Genomic DNA, 16007 nt, shown 5'->3' on the forward strand with positions numbered 1-16007 from the left:
CAGCGCAGCCCGGACCCGTGCAGCCCGGCCGTCAGTGCAGCCCGGCCAGCAACGCCGCGTTGCCGCCGGCGGCCGCGGTGTTGATCGTCAGCGTCTGCTCGGCGCAGAAGCGGTACAGGTAGTGCGGGCCGCCAGCCTTCGGGCCGGTGCCCGACAGGCCCTCGCCGCCGAAGGGCTGCACGCCGACGACCGCGCCGATCATGTTGCGGTTGACGTAGACGTTGCCGATCTTCGCCGCCGCGGCGATGCGCAGCGCGCGGCTGTCGATGCGCGTCTGGATGCCCAGCGTCAGGCCGAAGCGCAGCGCGTTGATGCGCTTGACCAGCGCGTCGACGTCGCCGCCCCAGCGCACGACGTGCAGCACCGGGCCGAAGACTTCTTCCTTCAAGTCCTCGATGGCCTTCAGCTCGAAGGCCACCGGCGCGATGTGCGTCGCGGCGAAGCGCGGATCCATCGGCGCGCGGCCGAGCAGCGTGGCCTCGCGCTCCAGCCGCTGCACATGCTTCGTCAGGTTGGCGTGCGCCTCGGCGTCGATCACCGGGCCGACGTCGGTGGCGATGTCGCTGGCGTCGCCGACGGTCAGGACCTGCAGCGCGCCGCGCAGCATCTGGATCACGCCGTCGGCGATGCTCTCGTGCACGCACAGCAGGCGCAGCGCCGAGCAGCGCTGGCCGGCCGAGCGGAAGGCGCTCTGCACCACCGCGTCGATCACCTGCTCGGGCAGCGCGCTCGAGTCGACGACCATCGCGTTCAGGCCGCCGGTCTCGGCGATCAGCGGCACGATCGCGCCGTCGCTGGCGGCCAGCGTGCGCTGGATGATCTTCGCCACCTGCGTCGAGCCGGTGAAGCAGACGCCGGCGTTCGACGCATGCGCGACCAGCGCCGCGCCGACGGTCTCGCCGCTGCCGTGCAGCAGCGCGACCGCGTCGCGCGGCAGGCCGGCCTCGTGCAGCAGCTCGACGAAGGCGGCGGCGACCGCCGGGGTCTGCTCGGCCGGCTTGGCCGCGACGGTGTTGCCGGCGACCAGCGCCGCGACCACCTGGCCGGCGAAGATCGCCAGCGGGAAGTTCCACGGCGAGATGCAGACGAAGACCCCGCGGCCGTGCAGGCGCAGCTCGTTGCTTTCGCCGGTCGGGCCGGGCAGGCGGATCGCCTCCAGGCGTTCCTCGGCCTGCTGCGCGTAATAGCGGCAGAAGTCCACGGCCTCACGCACTTCGGCGATGCAGTCCCCGAGTGTCTTGCCCGCTTCCTTGACCAGCAGGCCGCAGTAGTCGGCCAGGCGCGCGTCGAGCAGGTCGCCGGCGCGGCGGATGATTGCCGCGCGCTCGGCCACGGGCTTCGAGCTCCAGGCGTCGAATCCCGATGACAGCATCGTCATGGCCCGCTGCACGTCGTCACCCGTCGCCATCGGGATGCTCGGCACGCGGGCGGCATCGATCGCCCGCTGCAGCGGGATGCGCTGCTCGGGCACCGTGAGGTCGGCGCCGGTGGAATTTGCGCGGCCGGCGCCGTACAGCACGGCCGGCAGCGGCTGGCCGGGGGCCTCGGCGGCGACCAGCGGCGACGCCAGCAGCTCCTCGACCCGCACGCCGGCATCGGCCAACTGGTGCACGAAGGACGAGTTGGCGCCGTTCTCCAGCAGCCGCCGCACCAGGTAGGCCAGCAGGTCGCGGTGTTCGCCCACCGGCGCGTAGATGCGCAGCGCCAGGGTGCTTTCGCCGGCCAGCGCTTCGCGGTAGATGCCTTCGCCCATGCCGTGCAGGCGCTGCATCTCGAACTTCGCGCCGCGATCCCTGGCCATGCCGACGATCGCCGCGAGGGTGCCGGCGTTGTGCGTCGCGAACTGCGACAGGATCAGCGGGTGATGATCGATCAGGCGCGCCGCGCAGGCGAGGTAGGCGATGTCGGTGTGGTGCTTGCGGGTGAAGACGGGATAACCGGCCAGGCCGAGCTCCTGCGCCCGCTTGATCTCGCCGTCCCAGTACGCGCCCTTGACGAGGCGCACCATGAACTTCAGGCCGCGCTCGCGCGCGATGCCGGCGATCGCGTCGATCGTCTCCAGCGCGCGGGTCTGGTAGGCCTGGATGGCCAGGCCGAAGCCGGTCCAGCCGGGCGCGGTGGCCTGCACGTGCGCGGCGAGGCGGTCGAAGACCTCCAGCGAGAGTTCCAGCCGGTCGCATTCCTCGGCATCGATCGTCAGGTTGATGTCGGCCTTCGCGGCCAGGTCGATCAGGCCCGTCACGCGCGGCACCAGCTCGCCGAGCACGCGGTCGAGCTGCGCATCCTCGTAGCGCGGATGAAGCGCGGACAGCTTGATCGAGATGCCATCGCGCTCGGGCGGGCCGTCGCCGCGGGTGGACTGCGCGATCACCTCGATCGCGTTGCGGTAGCTCGCGAGGTAGCGCTGCGCATCGTGGTCGGTGCGTGCGCCTTCGCCGAGCATGTCGAACGAGAAGCGCAGCCGCGGCTGCTCCTTGCGCTGCGAACGCGCCTCGCCGAGCGCCTCGCCGATGTTGCGGCCGAGCACGAACTGCCGGCCCAGCAGCTGGATCGCCCGCACGGTGGCGGCGACCACGGTCTGCGAGCCCAGGCGTTCGAGCAGGCCGGGCTTCGAGTCGCTGTCCGGCAGCATGCGCTTGGCCAGCGAGATCGCGCTGGCCGACAGCGAGGCCAGCATCTTGTGCTGCGAGCCGTCCGTGGCGCCGCCGGAGAAGTCGGCGCGGCCGAGCTGGTCGGCGGTCAGCGCGATCGCCGTCTCGGCATCCGGCACGCGCAGCAGCGCTTCGGCCAGCCGCATCAGCGCCAGGCCCTCGGCGCTGGAGATCGGGTACTCGCGCAGCAGCGATTCCATCGCCCAGAACGGCGCCGGCTTCGCGCGCACCGCCTCGACCCAGGGCCGCCCGGCCTCGATCACCGCGGGCCAGTGCAGCCGGCCCTCCAGGCTCTTCAGCAGGTGGTGCACCACCTCGAGTTCAGGGCGGTACGGGGCGGGCAGGCGGGAGGCGGCGAGCGGCATGATCTGGCTTTCGGGCGTTCCGACGTGGAATGCGCGAAGCGTATCGGCTCACCGCCGGGATGTTGTGCGGATTGTGCCGAGGGTGGCCGAATGATTCACCGCCGGCCGGGCGGGCGGGCGGGTCTCGGGCCCCCACGTCGCTTCGCTCCTGCCCCCGAGGGGGCGCGAGCCGCCTTGGGGCGGCCCTGCGGCGGCTCAGGCCCCCCGCCGCGGCAGCGTCGCGGCCTGTTCGCCGACCTCCCAGAAGATCGTCGCCATCATCTGCAGCCCCTCGCGCACCAGCGGCGCCAGCAGGTGCTCGTTCGGCGCGTGCTGCGAGCAGGCGGGGTAGGAATGCGGCACCCAGACCGTCGGCAGCCCGAGGATGTCGGCGAAGACGTCGTTCGGCAGCGAGCCGCCCAGGTTCGGCAGCAGCGCCGGCTTCGCGCCGGTGGCGTGTTCGATCGCGCCGAGCGCCAGCCGCACCCAGGCGTTGTCGGGGTCGAGCCGGGTCGCGGCCATCAGCACCGGCTCGCTGACGGCGATGTCGCCGAAGCCCTGCGCGTCGAGGTGCTTCAGCACGTGCTCGCGCAGCCGCGCGGCATCGGTGCCGACGACGAAGCGCAGCTGCAGCGTCGCGCGCGCGGCCGGCGGGATCGCGTTGACCGGCGCCGCCGGGTTGCCGCAGCCGATCGCCAGCACTTCCAGCGTGTTCCAGCCGAAAACGCGCTCGGCCGGCGTCAGCCCGGGCTCGCCCCACAGCGGGTCGATGTCCGGGTCGCCGGGGCTGCCGCCGAGCGTGATGTCGGCCAGCGCGGCGCGCACCGCCGGCGGGATCGGCGGCGGCCGCAGCCCCGGCACGCGGATGCGCCCCTGGCCATCGACCAGGCTGGCGATCGCCGCCGCGAGCACGGTGCCGGGGTTGCGCAGCAGGCCGCCCCAGTTGCCGGAATGGTGGCCGCCGGCGCGCAGCGTCAGCTCGAGGTCGAAGTTGGCGACGCCGCGCGTGCCGAGGAACACCGTCGGCCGCTGCCACTGCAGCCGCGGGCCGTCGCTGGCGATCAGCGCATCGGCGGCCAGGCGCGTGCGCTGCGCGCGGCAGAAGTCCTCCAGCCCCGGCGAGCCGGTCTCCTCGCCCATCTCGACCAGGACCTTGGCGTTGAAGCCCAGGCGGCCGCCGCGCGCATCGAGCACCGCCTGCAGCGCCGCCAGGTTGATGCTGTGCTGGCCCTTGTTGTCGGCGCCGCCGCGGCCGTACCAGCGCTCGGGCGTGGCCGAGGCATCGGGCGTCAGCGCCCACGGGTCGCGCCCCTCGGCCCACTGGCCTTCGTGGCCGCGCACGACGTCGCCGTGGCCGTAGACCAGCACCGTCGGCAGCGCCGGGTCCTCGAGCCGCTCGGCGGTGAGCAAGGGCGGTGCGCCGGCGACCGGGTTGTCGTGCAGCCGGGATTCGAAGCCCAGCCGCTGCAGGCTGGGCGCGATCTCGTCGGCGAGGTAGTCGCGCAGCTCGCCGGCGCGCTCGGGGTTCTGGCTCTCGGTGCGGAAGGCGACGCGGCGGGCGAGGTCGGCGGCGAAGCGGCCGCTGTCGAAGGTCTCGGCGGCACGCGCGGCGGCGGGGTTCGGGGGCATCGGCAAGCTCCTGGCAGGGCAGGAGGCCGATGATGCCAGCGGGGGGTGTACGGACCGGTTGTCAGCGTGGCGCGGCGGTGTATTCGCGCATCGCCCGCTCGAACGCCCGCACCGTCGGCCCGATCAGCGGCCGGTACAACCGCCGCAGCAGCCAGCCCGGCAGCCCGGTGCCGCGTTCTTCCAGCGCGACGCGGGCGCGCTCGTGCGACATGAAGCGCCAGCCGAAGGGCCGGTAGCCGTCGCCGGGCCGCCGGAACTCGATGCGCTTGAGGTGCTTGACGTTCTTGTAGCCGTAGTGCGCCGGCGCCACCAGGCGCAGCGGCGCGCCGTGTTCGACCGGCAGCGGCGCGCCGTCGAGCCGGTCGGCCAGCAGCACGTCGTCGGCCAGCAGGTCCTGCAGCGGCAGCGCGGCGTGGTAGCCGTCCTGGCTGCGCAGCACCACCAGCGTGGCCTGCGCATCGAGCCCGTGCGACGCGGCGAGCATCGCGTGCACGTCCCGGAACCGCACGCCGGACCACTGCAGCCCCTGCCGGCTCCAGGTCGTCACGCAGTGGAAGTCGCTGGTCTGCTGGTGGCGCGGCAAGCGGGCCCACGCGGCCTCGTCGATCGCCAGCGGCGACTGCAAGGCGCCGTCGAGCGCCAGCTGCACGCGGTGCGGCTGCTTCGGGAAGCGCCGCGCGAGCGCGGTGATGCCGAAGCGCGGGAAGTGGTCCAGCGCCTGCTGGCCGGGCGGCAAGGGGCTCATGGTGCTAGTTCGCAAAGACCGTGGCCGGCGCCGGGCGCCGCAGTCCGGCCAGGCCGAGCAGGCCCACCGGCATCAGCGCCAGCCACTGCGGCATCTTCCAGATCCAGCCCGCGCCCGGCTGCTGCAGGGCGACGGACAGGATCACCAGGCCGAAGGCGAGCCAGAGCACGGCGATGAAGCCGACCAGCGCGCGCGCCTGCAACTCGGCGGCCGGCCGCGCCGCGGCCAGCAGCGCGAGGCCGCTGCCCGCCAGCGCCGCCGAGACCAGGTGCCAGCAGGCGTACATCGTCAGCCGCGGCACGTCGTCGATCGACGATCGCAGCAGCGGCTCGGCCACGCCCGGGCCGCCGGCGAAGACGTGCACCAGCGCCGTGAAGCAGGCCAGCAGGCCGGCCGAGAGGAACCACCGATTCATCGGATCTCCCGGAAGCAGGCGCTCAGGCGCCGAACGCCAGCCACGCCAGGCCGAGGCCAAGCACCAGGCACAGCGGGCAGTAGAACCAGGTGTCGAAACGCGCGAAGCGGGTGTCGCGCACGCGCTTGAACCAGCCGGCGTACTCGAAGGCGCCGAGCGCCCGCACGAGGAACACCGCCGCCAGCAGCGCAACCGCGGCGCGGGTCCAGGCCGCCGGCAGCGGCCACGCGGGGAACCATCCGCCGAGCCAGCCGGCCTGCGCGGCGACCAGCATCACCATCACCAGCAGCAGCGCGCCGACGAGGTGCGCCCCCCGGGCGCTCGGGGTGAAGACGCGCTGCCCGCTGCCGGCGCGCTGCGGCAGCGCGGCGTCGAAGCCGACGCGGCCGCCGAAGCCCCAGTAGAAGTGGAAGCCTGCGGCGAAGACAAGCAGGGCGGCACACAGCGCGGCGATCATGCGGGGTCCTCAAAACATACGCATGCGAATGTTATTGACGGACCGTGCCTTGCGTCAAGCCCCGGCCGCGGGGCGGTCCCTAGAATCGGGCACCCATGGGACGCAAGCCGACGCTCAGCCGCGACGACTGGATCGCCGCGGCCGCCGACTGGATCGCCGAGCACGGCGTCGCGGCGCTGGCGATCGAGCCGCTGGCGCGGGCGCTCGGGCTGAGCAAGGGGGCGGTCTACTGGCACTTCGCCAGCCGCGACGCGCTGCTGCAGGCGGTGCTCGAGCGCTGGGAGGCGCAGGGCACGCAGGCGATCATCGAACTGGTCGATGCCATGCCCGACAGCGCCCAGCATGCCGAGCAGTTGATCCGCGTCGTCACCCGCACCGTGACCGACGAAGGCAGTCAGCCGGCGCGGGTGGTGCGGCTGCAGTACGCGTTGTGGTGCGCCGCGTCCGACCCGCTGGTCGGGCCATCGGTGGAGCGGGCGACCGCCGCGCGCATCGACTACCTGGCGCGCGTGCTGGAGCAGGCCGGCCTGGCGCCGGCGGTGGCCGCCGACCGCGCGCGCATCGGCTATGCGAGCTACGTCGGCATGGTGATGCTGCAGGCCACGCGCGGCCGCGGCCGCGGCGTCGGGCTGGACGCGCCGTCGCTGGTCGACAGCTACCTCGCGATGCTGCTGGCGCGCTGAGCGTGCGCAAGGCGCCGGGCGCACGCCATGCGCCTTTGCAGCCAATACGACGCCACCGAAACGCATGAAACCGCGCGGCCGGGGGGCGCGCTGACAGAATGCCCGCGCATGGCGCCAACCTGGCGCAAAGAGGGTGGCGAGATGCTGGTGATCGTGGCGATCGTCGTGGGTGCGATTCTGGGTGCCGCGATGGAGTCGGACGGCGGCGTGGTGTTCGGCGCGCTGATCGGTTGGCTGGCCGTGCGCTCGTGGCGCCAGCAGCGGCAGATCGATGCGCTGCAGAAGGGCCAGGCCGGTGCGGTGGTACCCGCCGCGGCGGCCGCGGCAGCGGCCGATGCCGGCACCGATCAACCCGACGCGCACGCCGAAACCGCGCCGGGCGCGATGCCCGTCGCGCCGGAACCGGTGACGATGCCGCTGCCGGCGCGCTCGGCGACGGAACCGTCGGCCCTCGCGGCGCCCGCGCTGGCCGCGGCGGCAGTCGATGTGCCGCTCGACGAGCCTGCGGCCGCCGCGCCAACGCTCGCCGGCGCCGCCGAGGCGCCGCCGCCCTCGCGCGGCCCGCTCGCGCCGTTGCGCGACTGGTTCTTCGGCGGCAACACCATCGTCAAGGCCGGTGTGCTGATCCTGTTCCTCGGCCTCGCCTTCCTCGCGAAGTACGCGTCCGAGCACGTCGACCTGCCGATCGAGCTGCGCCTGGCTGGCATCGGCGTCGCGGCGATCGTGCTGCTGGCCGTCGGCTGGCGGCTGCGCACGAGCCGGCCGGGTTACGCGCAGGCGCTGCAGGGCGGTGCCGTCGCGGTGCTGTACCTGACGCTGTTCGTCGCGTTCAAGTTCTACGGCGTGCTGGCGGTGGGGCCGGTGTTCGCGATGATGGTGGCGATCGCCGCGCTCGCCGCCGCGCTGGCGGTGCTGCAGGACGCGCGCGCGCTGGCGGTGATCGGTGCGCTCGGCGGCTTCGCGACCCCGCTGCTGGTGTCCACCGGCAGCGGCAACCAGGTGGCCCTCTTCAGCTATTACCTGGTGCTGGACCTCGGCATCCTCGCGGTCGCGTGGTTCCGCACCTGGCGCGTGCTGAACGTGATCGGCTTCGGCTTCACCTTCGGCGTCGGCACGGCCTGGGGCCTGATGCGCTACAGCCCCGTGCACTACGCCAGCAGCCAGGCCTTCCTGATCGCCTTCTTCCTGCTCTTCGCGCTGGTGCTGGTGCTGCCGGTGCGGCGGGCCGAGGCGCTGGCCGACAGGACCTCGAAGTGGGTCAACGGCAGCCTGCTCTTCGGCCTGCCGACGATCACGTTCGCGCTGCAGTACGGCCTGGTGCACGACACGGCCTACGGCGTCGCGCTGTCGGCGCTGGTGCTGGCCGCGTTCTACGTCGGCCTGGCGACATGGATGCGCGGCCGGCCCGGGCTGGGCCTGACCTTCGACGCGAGCCTCGCGATCGGCACCGTCTTCCTGACGCTGGTGATCCCGTTCGCGCTCGATCCGCGCAGCACCGCCGGCGCCTGGTCGCTCGAAGGCGCGGGCCTGGTGTGGCTGGGCCTGCGCCAGGGGCGCCGGCTGCCGCGCGCCTTCGGTTATGCGCTGCTGCTCTTGGCCGGCGTGTCGATGCTGATCGGGCTCGACCATGCGCACCCGATGCCGACATCGCCGTGGAACGCGGTGCTGTTCAACGCGCTGCTGGCGGCGGCCGGTTCGATCGTGGCGGCGTACGTCGTGCACCGGCACGCCGCCGGCATCGGCCGCGAACGTGTCGCCGAGCCGCTGCTGATCGTCTGGGCGCTCGTCTGGCTGCTCAGCGCGTCGGCGATCGAGATCGAGCAGTTCGTGCCCGGGCGTTATTCGCTCGCCGCCTGGCTGCTGATCCTGGCGGCGCTGGCGACCGCCTTCTCGGCGATCGCGGCGCGCTGGCGCTGGCCCGGCATCGCGGCGCCGGTGCTCGGCACGATGCCGCTGGCGCTGCTGGCCGCCGCGTCCAGCGCGGTGATGCAGGACAGTCCGCTGCAGGACGCCGGCTGGCTCGGCTGGCCGGTCATGCTGCTGGCGCACGGGCTGTCGCTGAAGTGGGCCGCGCCGCATTGGCCGGCGGCGGGCCGCAAGCTCGCGCATGCGCTGGGTGCGCTCTTGCTGGCTGCGCTGGCCGCGCTGCTCGGCCGGGCACTGACGAAGGACTGGGGCGATGCCGGCAGCGCCTGGCCGTGGCTCGGCTGGCTGGTCGGTCCGGCGGTGCTGCTCCTGCTGCTGCCGCGGCCGTCGACGCTGAGGTGGTGGCCGCTGCGCGACGAGCCGTCGGCCTACCGCAGCATCGCCGCCGGCGTGCTGAGCCTGGGCCTGCTGCTGTGGATCGTGCTGGCCAACATCGGCTCCACCGGCTCGGCGCAGCCGCTGCCGCACGTGCCCCTGCTGAACCCGCTGGACCTGGGCATCGCGCTGGCGCTGGCCGCGGTCGCGCTGTGGGCCCGCGGGGACGGCGCCGACGCGCTGCGCGAGGTGCAGCCCGGTGCCGTGCCGGCGCTGCTGGGCGGCATCGGCTTCCTGTGGCTCAACGCGATGCTGGTGCGCGCCTTCCACCACCACGCCGGCGTGCCCTACACCTTCGATGGCTGGAGCGGTTCGCTGGCGGTGCAGACCGGCCTGACGCTGCTGTGGAGCGCGCTGGCGCTGGCGGCGATGTGGTGGAGCGCCCGGCGCGCGCAGCGCGCCATGGGTGAGGTCGGTGAGCAGCGCGCCCTGTGGATCGCCGGCGCGGTGCTGCTGGGCGCCGTGGTGCTGAAGCTGATGGTGGTCGACCTGTCGGGCACGGGCACCGTCACGCGCATCGTCTCTTTCATCGGCGTCGGCCTGCTGATGCTGGTGATCGGTTATGTTGCGCCGTTGCCCGCCGCGCGCCGAAGCGCGGGGGCGACGACGGAGGAGACGCATGCGGCTTGAGATTCGGGTGGGCGCGGCGGGGCGGGTGGCCGGGCGGATGGCCGGGTTGGTGGCCGCGCTGGTGGCCGGGCCGCTGGCCGCCGCGCTGCCGGCGCCGGCGCGGGCCGGCGAGGCCGCCGCGCTGCGCTGGAGCGCGCCGGTGACGGTGAGCAGGCCGGGCGGCTTCGTGCAGCTGCCGCTGCCGCCGGCGGTCTACGCCCACAGCCGGCAGCCGGGGCTGGCGGATCTGCGCCTGGTCGATGCGGAGGGCCGGCTGGTGCCGTTCGCGCTGCTGGGGCCGCGGGCCGAACAGCAGCGCATCACCGAAGAACGGCGTGAGGTGGCGCTGTACCTGCTGCCCAAGGTCGCCGCCGGCGAGGCGCTGCCGCCGAACCTGGAACTGCGCATCGACGGCGGCCGGCTGCAGGTGCGCACGACCGGCGGCGAGCTGCCGCGGCCGACCGGCGGCGCGCCGGCGGGCTGGCTGTTCGACCTCGGTGAACGCACACCGGACATGCCCGCGCCGCGCAGCCTGCGGCTGCGCTGGTCGGGACCGGCCGAATTCAATGCGGGCTACGCCCTCGATGCCAGCGACGACCTGCGCCAGTGGCGGCCCGCCGGCGGCGGCCAGCTGATGTCGCTGACGGCATCGCCGGCCGCGCCCGCGGCGGCGGGCGGGGCGCTGACGCAGCCGCTGGTGATGCTGCCGGCCGAGCCGGCGCGCTACATCCGGCTGCGCTGGGCCGATCCGCCGATCGCCCCGGCCCTGACCGGCGGCGAAGCGGTGGTCGAGCGGCGCGGCGGCATCCCGCTCGATCCGCCGACCACTTTGCGCCTGCCGGCGTCGCCGGAGCCGCCGGCGCGCGCGTCCGACCCGTCGGCCAGGCGCGCGCTGCACGTCGACCTCGGCGGCGTGCTGCCGGTGCTGCAGGTCGACCTGGCGCTGCCGCCGGGCACGCAGGTGATCCCGCTGCGTGTGCAGCAACGCCAGCGCGCCGACGAGCCCTGGCACGAACTGACCGCGGGTGTCGTCTACCGCATCGAGCGGCCCGGCAGCAGCGATGGCGCCAGCAGCGTCTCGCCGCCGCTGAAGCTGCACACCGAGACGCGCTACCTGCGGCTGGTGCCCGACGAACGCGCCCCCGCGCTGGATGCCGCACGCACGATGCTGATCGCCCAGGTGCAGCTGGCGTCGCTGGTCTTCCCGGCGCAGGGCACGCCGCCGTACCGGCTGCAGGCCGGCGCGGTGAACATGCCCACGCCCGGCATGCGTACGCCGGCGCCGACACCCGGCGCGCTGCCGATCGAGACGCTGGTGCCGCAGCTCGAGCAGGAACGCGCGCGCTTCGGCCGTGCCGAGATCGGCACCTTCGCCGAGGTGCCGGAGGTGGTGCAGCAGGCCGAGCAGCAGGCGCAGCGCGCGAAGCTGCGGCCGATGCTGCTGTGGGGCGTGCTGCTGGCGGGTGTCGCGGCGCTCGGGTTGATGGTCTGGCGCCTGGCGAAGAAGTCCTGAGGCCGGCAAGGCGCGCCCCGGGAGGCGGCCGCGGTCAGACCCCCAGCACCTGGGCCATCGCCGCCGGATCGGCCGCCAGGGCGGCCGATTCGCCGCTCATCACGACGCGGCCCTTCTCCATCACCAGCGCACGGTCGGTGTGCGCGAGCACGGCCCTGATGTTGCGGTCGACCACCAGCGTCGACAGGCCCGAGGCGCGGATCAGCGCGATCACGCGCCAGATCTCGGCGACGACCAGCGGCGCCAGGCCCTCGGTGGCCTCGTCGAGGATCAGCAGCCGCGGATGCGTCATCAGCGCGCGGCCGATTGCCAGCATCTGCTGCTCGCCGCCCGAGAGCTGCTGGCCGCCGTGCGACAGGCGCTCGGCCAGCCGCGGGAAGGTCTCGAGCACGCGCTCCAGTGTCCACGGCGACGCGCCGTCGGCGGCCGGCCGCGCGGCCATCAGCAGGTTCTCGCGCACCGAGAGGTTCGGGAAGATGCCGCGGCCCTCCGGCACGTAGCCCAGGCCCAGGCGCGTGATGCGCTCGGGCAGGTGGCCGGTGATGTCCGTGCCCAGCCACCGCACGCGGCCCGCGCGGGGCCGCACATAACCCAGCATCGAACGGATCAGCGTGGTCTTGCCCATGCCGTTGCGGCCCAGCAGGCCGAGCGCCGAGCCGGCGGGCAGCTCGAAGCTGACGCCGCGCAGGATGTGGCTGTCGCCGAGGTAGGTGTGCAGGTCGTCGACCGCCAGCATCGGGGCCGTCACTCGTGCTCTCCGAGGTAGGCGACCTGCACGTCGCGGTTGGCGCGGATCGCCGCCGGCGCATCGCTGGCGATCACCTGGCCGTTGACCATCACCGTGATGCGGTCGGCGATGCGGAAGACCGCGTCCATGTCGTGCTCGACCAGCGCGATCGCGTGGCCGGGCTTCAGTGCCGCCAGCAGCGCGAGCATGCGCTCGGTCTCCTCGGCGCCCATGCCGGCCAGCGGCTCGTCGAGCAGCAGCACGCGGGGCCGCGTCGCCAGGCACATCGCGATCTCGAGCTGGCGCTTGCCGCCGTGGCTGAGGGTCGAAGCAAGTTGTGTCGCCTGGTCGGCCAAGCCCGCGGCGGCGAGCGCCTCGCGGGCGGCTGCGCCGCTGTCCGGGCAGTCGGCGGCTGCCTGGCGCCAGGTCCAGGGCCGCGGGAAGGCCGCCTGCGCGCACAGCCGCGCGTTCTCGAAGACGCTGAACTCGCCGAAGATCGTCGTGCGCTGGTAGCTGCGGCCGATGCCGGCGCGCGCGCGTTTCGGCTGCGGCCAGGCGGTGATCTCCGCGCCGTCGAGCGCGATGCGGCCGGCGCTCGGGGCGAGCTCGCCCGACAGCAGGTTGATCAGGGTGGACTTGCCGGCGCCGTTGGTGCCGATCACCGCATGCACCTCGCCGAGCCGGAAATCCAGCGACACGTCGTTGACCGCGGCCAGGCCGCCGAAGCGGCGCGTCAGCCCGGTGCAGGCCAGCACGGCGCTCACGACAGCCTCCGCCGGGCCAGCCCGATCAGGCCCTTCGGCAGCAGCGCGACGAAGGCGATCACGGTGAAGCCCAGGGTCAGCTGCCAGCGCTCGGACAGCGGGCCGACCAGCGCCGGCGTCGACAGCAGTTCCTTCAGCAGCACGAAGGCCACCGCGCCCAGCACCGCACCGCGCAGGTGGCCGAGCCCGCCGAGGATGATCACCAGCAGCACCTCGCCGGACACGTGCCAGGACAGCAGCTCCGGGTTGACGACGCCGTCCTTGGTCGCCGCGACGAAGCCCGCGACGCCGGCCAGCGCGGCGGCGATCACGAAGGCGGCGAGCTTGTACAGCGTGGTCGGGAAGCCGGCGGCGCGCATGCGCTGCTCGTTGACGCGGATGCCGGCCAGCGCATGGCCGAAGCGCGCGCGGCGGATCAGCGCCAGCAGTGCGCCGGTGGCGATCAGCAGCGTGCAGGCCAGCCAGTACAGCGTGGGCTTGTGGTCGGTGTCGAGCACCACGCGTTCGCCGATCGCCAGCACCGGCCGCACGTTCAGGTAGATGCCGTCGGTGCCGCCGCCGAACTTGGTGTCGTGGAAGACGAAGTAGGCCATCTGCGCGAAGGCCAGCGTGACCATGATGAAGTAGACGCCCTTGGTGCGCAGGCTCAAGGCGCCGACGAAGAGCGCGTACAGCGCGGCGAAGCCCGCGGCCGCCGGCAGCAGCAGCACGATGGCGCCGGGCCCGTCGGGCGGCGACAGCATCACCGTGGCGTAGGCGCCGATGCCGTAGAAGGCCGCATGGCCCAGGCTGACCAGGCCGGTGGTGCCGACCAGCAGCTCGAGGCTCAGCGCGAAGATCGCCAGCGTGACGATGCGCAGCACCAGGTCCTGCAGGTACGAGCTCAGGAAGGGCTGCGCGGCGAGCAGCGCGATGGCGCCGATGGTCGGCAACAACCAGGGCAGCAGCCAGGGCGGCAGGCGCGGGTTCATCAGGCGCGCTTCATCAGCCCTTCGGGCCGCCAGACCAGCACGATGGCCATCAGCAGGTACACGCCGATGCCGGACAGCTCGGCGAAGAAGACCTTGCCGAAGGTGTCGACGAAGCCGACCAGCAGCGCCGCGATCAGCGCGCCGGTGATCGAGCCGATGCCGCCGATCACGACGACGACGAAGCAGATGATCAGCACGTGGCCGCCCATGCCCGGGTACACGCTGGACATCGGCGCGGCGATCATGCCGGCCAGCGCGGCCAGCGCGACGCCGCCGGCGAAGACGATGCGGTACAGCCGCGTGATGTCGATGCCCAGGCCGCGCACCATGTCGCGGTTGCTGGCGCCGGCGCGGATCATCATGCCCAGCCGCGTGCGGTTGACGATCCAGTACAGCGCCGCGCCGATGACGATGCAGGCGGCCGATGCGAACAGCCGGTAGACCGGGTAGGTCATCAGCTCGCCGAGCGCGATGCTGCCCGACAGCCAGTCCGGCGGCTTGACGCCGTGCACGTCGTTGCCGACGAGCAGCGAACGCGCTTCCTCGAACACCAGGATCAGCGCCCAGGTCATCAGCACCTGCTGCAGGTGCTCGCGCTGGTAGAGGTAGCTGAAGAAGGCCCATTCGAGGATGTAGCCGAACAGCGCCGCCAGCAGCGTGCCGCACACCAGCATCGTGATGAAGTGCTGGCCGAACAGCGGCGACAGCGAGAACGCCAGGTAGGCGCCGATCATGTAGAAGCTGCCGTGCGCCAGGTTGATGACGCCCATGATCCCGAAGATCAGCGTCAGCCCGGACGCGACCAGGAACAGCAGCAGCCCGTACTGGACGGCATTGAGGCACTGGACGGCGAAGGTGGCGAGGTCCAAGGGGGTGGGGGTCGCGGGCGGCGGCGGATTATTGATCGGTGCGCTGCGCTGCGCTGCGGTGCGGTGCGGTGAGGTGCAGTGGATGCGGCTACGCCGCGACACGGCGTGCCGCGCGGCCGATGGCGAGCGCCGCCCGCGTCACTGGCCGTTCATCATCCGCGAGACCAGCTGGGCCTGGCGCGAGGTGCCCGTCTTCACGAACAGGTTGCGGATGTGCGTGCGCACGGTGGTGACGCCCACCTGCTGCTCGTCGGCGATCGCCGCCGCGCTGAGGCCCTCGCACAGGCGCCTGGCCACACGCAGCTCGGCCGGCGTCAGGCCGTAGCGCCGCGCGAGGTCGGTGCCGTCGCCGGCCGGCCGCGCGGCGATCGTGCAGATGGCCACCGCGCGGTGGGTCGCGAAGCGGTCGGTGGTGGCGCCATGCACGCGCCGGATCTCCAGCACCGCGTGGCGCCCGGGCGTCTGCAGATCGACCGACAGGCTGGGCCGCGCCTCGTCGGCGAACGCGGCCAGCGCATCGGCCAGCGGTTTCCAGCCCTCGGCGGTCGACATCATCAGCCGGCCGCCGACCGGCTTCAGCACCGCGTCCGGCAGTTCCATCGCCGCCGCCGCGGCCGGATTGCTCTCGACGAGCTCGCCCGCCTCACCGACCAGCAGCATCGGCGCGTCGGCGGCGCGGAAGAGCTCGTGCAGCGTCTCGCCGACCGCCAGCTCCGGTGCCAGGCGCCGGTGCAGGCGCAGCACGCGCCGCAGGTGCGGCGTCAGCGACGCGAGGCGCGCTTCGCTGCGGCGCGGGAACAGCGGCTGGTCCTCGTGGCGATGGAAGGTCAGGAAGGTGCCCTGGCCGTCGGGGCCGAGCGGTTCGACGATGCAGCACAACACGTCGCGGATGCGGTGACGGTGCAGGAACTCGCGCCAGAAGTAGCTGCGCTTCAAGGCCTGCGGTGCGACCAGCTGCGAGCCGCGGTACACCCGGTCGAGCACGAAGCCGCGCGAGAAGCCGCTGCGCACCCATTCGTCGTGCACGTTGAAGTGCGTGTGGTACTCGACGAGCGAGGCCGGCGACACGCCGACCGAGCCGATGTGGGTGGTGGTGGCGAGGCGCCGCTCGGGCGTGGTCAGGAAGATCACCCCGCGGGCGTCGAAGAAGGCCCGGAACGCGCCGAGTGCCTCGGCGAAAGGCAGCTCGTGGCCGACCGCGTCGTACAGGCGCTCGATGGCCGCCTCCCATTGCCCGGGATCGATCTTCTCCATGCAGCCCCCTCCGACGTCGCGGTGATGCTGCAGTGGCGCGCTGAAGACTGTCAACCGGGCCCGCACGGGGTGGCT

Annotated in this window: 13 protein-coding genes; 3 read left to right on the forward strand and 10 right to left on the reverse strand. The window is 73.2% G+C overall.

The window, feature by feature from the left end; translation table 11 throughout:
* Positions 1 to 31: 31 nt before the first annotated feature.
* From P1K89_RS26965 to P1K89_RS26985, 5 genes are all read right to left on the reverse strand, one after another.
* Entirely contained in the window at positions 32 to 3016 is a 2985-nt protein-coding gene (locus P1K89_RS26965) for an L-glutamate gamma-semialdehyde dehydrogenase (protein WP_284619640.1), read from the reverse strand.
* A gap of 195 nt (positions 3017 to 3211) precedes the next feature.
* A complete protein-coding gene (locus tag P1K89_RS26970; protein WP_284619641.1) occupies positions 3212 to 4624 on the reverse strand; it encodes a M20 family metallopeptidase in 1413 nt (470 codons plus the stop codon).
* 61 nt (positions 4625 to 4685) lie between these two features.
* Entirely contained in the window at positions 4686 to 5369 is a 684-nt protein-coding gene (locus P1K89_RS26975; protein ID WP_284619642.1) for a molybdopterin-dependent oxidoreductase, read from the reverse strand.
* A gap of 4 nt (positions 5370 to 5373) precedes the next feature.
* Positions 5374 to 5784, reverse strand: a complete 411-nt coding sequence (locus P1K89_RS26980; RefSeq protein ID WP_284619643.1) for a hypothetical protein — start codon at positions 5782 to 5784, stop codon at positions 5374 to 5376.
* Positions 5785 to 5806: 22 nt separating this feature from the next.
* A complete protein-coding gene (locus tag P1K89_RS26985) occupies positions 5807 to 6241 on the reverse strand; it encodes a DUF3995 domain-containing protein (RefSeq protein ID WP_284619644.1) in 435 nt (144 codons plus the stop codon).
* 95 nt (positions 6242 to 6336) lie between these two features.
* Between P1K89_RS26985 and P1K89_RS26990 the strand changes: the two genes are divergently transcribed.
* The 3 genes from P1K89_RS26990 (at position 6337) to P1K89_RS27000 (ending at position 11347) form a co-directional block, all read left to right on the forward strand.
* Positions 6337 to 6924, forward strand: coding sequence for a TetR/AcrR family transcriptional regulator (locus tag P1K89_RS26990; protein WP_284619645.1), 588 nt, complete (start codon positions 6337 to 6339; stop codon positions 6922 to 6924).
* A 108-nt stretch (positions 6925 to 7032) separates the two neighbouring features.
* Positions 7033 to 9855, forward strand: a complete 2823-nt coding sequence (locus P1K89_RS26995; RefSeq protein ID WP_284619646.1) for a DUF2339 domain-containing protein — start codon at positions 7033 to 7035, stop codon at positions 9853 to 9855.
* Entirely contained in the window at positions 9845 to 11347 is a 1503-nt protein-coding gene (locus P1K89_RS27000) for a DUF3999 family protein (RefSeq protein ID WP_284619647.1), read from the forward strand. The genes P1K89_RS26995 and P1K89_RS27000 overlap by 11 nt, the downstream gene beginning before the upstream one ends.
* A gap of 34 nt (positions 11348 to 11381) precedes the next feature.
* Here P1K89_RS27000 and P1K89_RS27005 read toward each other — a convergent pair whose 3' ends face one another.
* The 5 genes from P1K89_RS27005 to P1K89_RS27025 form a co-directional block, all read right to left on the reverse strand.
* The gene (locus P1K89_RS27005) at positions 11382 to 12083 is read right to left on the reverse strand and encodes an ABC transporter ATP-binding protein (protein ID WP_284619909.1); all 702 of its coding nucleotides are present in this window, start codon (positions 12081 to 12083) and stop codon (positions 11382 to 11384) included.
* Between the two features lie 8 nt (positions 12084 to 12091).
* On the reverse strand, positions 12092 to 12838 hold the full coding sequence (locus tag P1K89_RS27010) for an ABC transporter ATP-binding protein (protein ID WP_284619648.1): 747 nt from the start codon (positions 12836 to 12838) through the stop codon (positions 12092 to 12094).
* Complete coding sequence (locus P1K89_RS27015) at positions 12835 to 13809, reverse strand: branched-chain amino acid ABC transporter permease (protein WP_284619649.1); 975 nt, start codon at positions 13807 to 13809, stop codon at positions 12835 to 12837. The genes P1K89_RS27010 and P1K89_RS27015 overlap by 4 nt, the downstream gene beginning before the upstream one ends.
* Positions 13809 to 14678, reverse strand: a complete 870-nt coding sequence (locus tag P1K89_RS27020; RefSeq protein WP_284619650.1) for a branched-chain amino acid ABC transporter permease — start codon at positions 14676 to 14678, stop codon at positions 13809 to 13811. The genes P1K89_RS27015 and P1K89_RS27020 overlap by 1 nt, the downstream gene beginning before the upstream one ends.
* A gap of 138 nt (positions 14679 to 14816) precedes the next feature.
* A complete protein-coding gene (locus P1K89_RS27025; protein ID WP_284619651.1) occupies positions 14817 to 15932 on the reverse strand; it encodes a response regulator transcription factor in 1116 nt (371 codons plus the stop codon).
* Between the last annotated feature and the right edge of the window lie 75 nt (positions 15933 to 16007).

It is taken from the genome of Aquabacterium humicola (assembly GCF_030167915.1).
Classification (GTDB): Bacteria; Pseudomonadota; Gammaproteobacteria; order Burkholderiales; family Burkholderiaceae_C; genus Pseudaquabacterium; species Pseudaquabacterium humicola.

Coding starts and splice junctions, on each gene's coding strand:
- P1K89_RS27015 (WP_284619649.1), bottom strand. CDS start 13,809: ATGAACCCGCGCCTGCCGCCCTGGCTGCTGCCCTGGTTGTTGCCGACC.
- P1K89_RS26990 (WP_284619645.1), top strand. CDS start 6,337: ATGGGACGCAAGCCGACGCTCAGCCGCGACGACTGGATCGCCGCGGCC.
- P1K89_RS26970 (WP_284619641.1), bottom strand. CDS start 4,624: ATGCCCCCGAACCCCGCCGCCGCGCGTGCCGCCGAGACCTTCGACAGC.
- P1K89_RS27025 (WP_284619651.1), bottom strand. CDS start 15,932: ATGGAGAAGATCGATCCCGGGCAATGGGAGGCGGCCATCGAGCGCCTG.
- P1K89_RS26965 (WP_284619640.1), bottom strand. CDS start 3,016: ATGCCGCTCGCCGCCTCCCGCCTGCCCGCCCCGTACCGCCCTGAACTC.
- P1K89_RS26980 (WP_284619643.1), bottom strand. CDS start 5,784: ATGAATCGGTGGTTCCTCTCGGCCGGCCTGCTGGCCTGCTTCACGGCG.
- P1K89_RS26995 (WP_284619646.1), top strand. CDS start 7,033: ATGGCGCCAACCTGGCGCAAAGAGGGTGGCGAGATGCTGGTGATCGTG.
- P1K89_RS27005 (WP_284619909.1), bottom strand. CDS start 12,083: ATGCTGGCGGTCGACGACCTGCACACCTACCTCGGCGACAGCCACATC.
- P1K89_RS26975 (WP_284619642.1), bottom strand. CDS start 5,369: ATGAGCCCCTTGCCGCCCGGCCAGCAGGCGCTGGACCACTTCCCGCGC.
- P1K89_RS26985 (WP_284619644.1), bottom strand. CDS start 6,241: ATGATCGCCGCGCTGTGTGCCGCCCTGCTTGTCTTCGCCGCAGGCTTC.
- P1K89_RS27000 (WP_284619647.1), top strand. CDS start 9,845: ATGCGGCTTGAGATTCGGGTGGGCGCGGCGGGGCGGGTGGCCGGGCGG.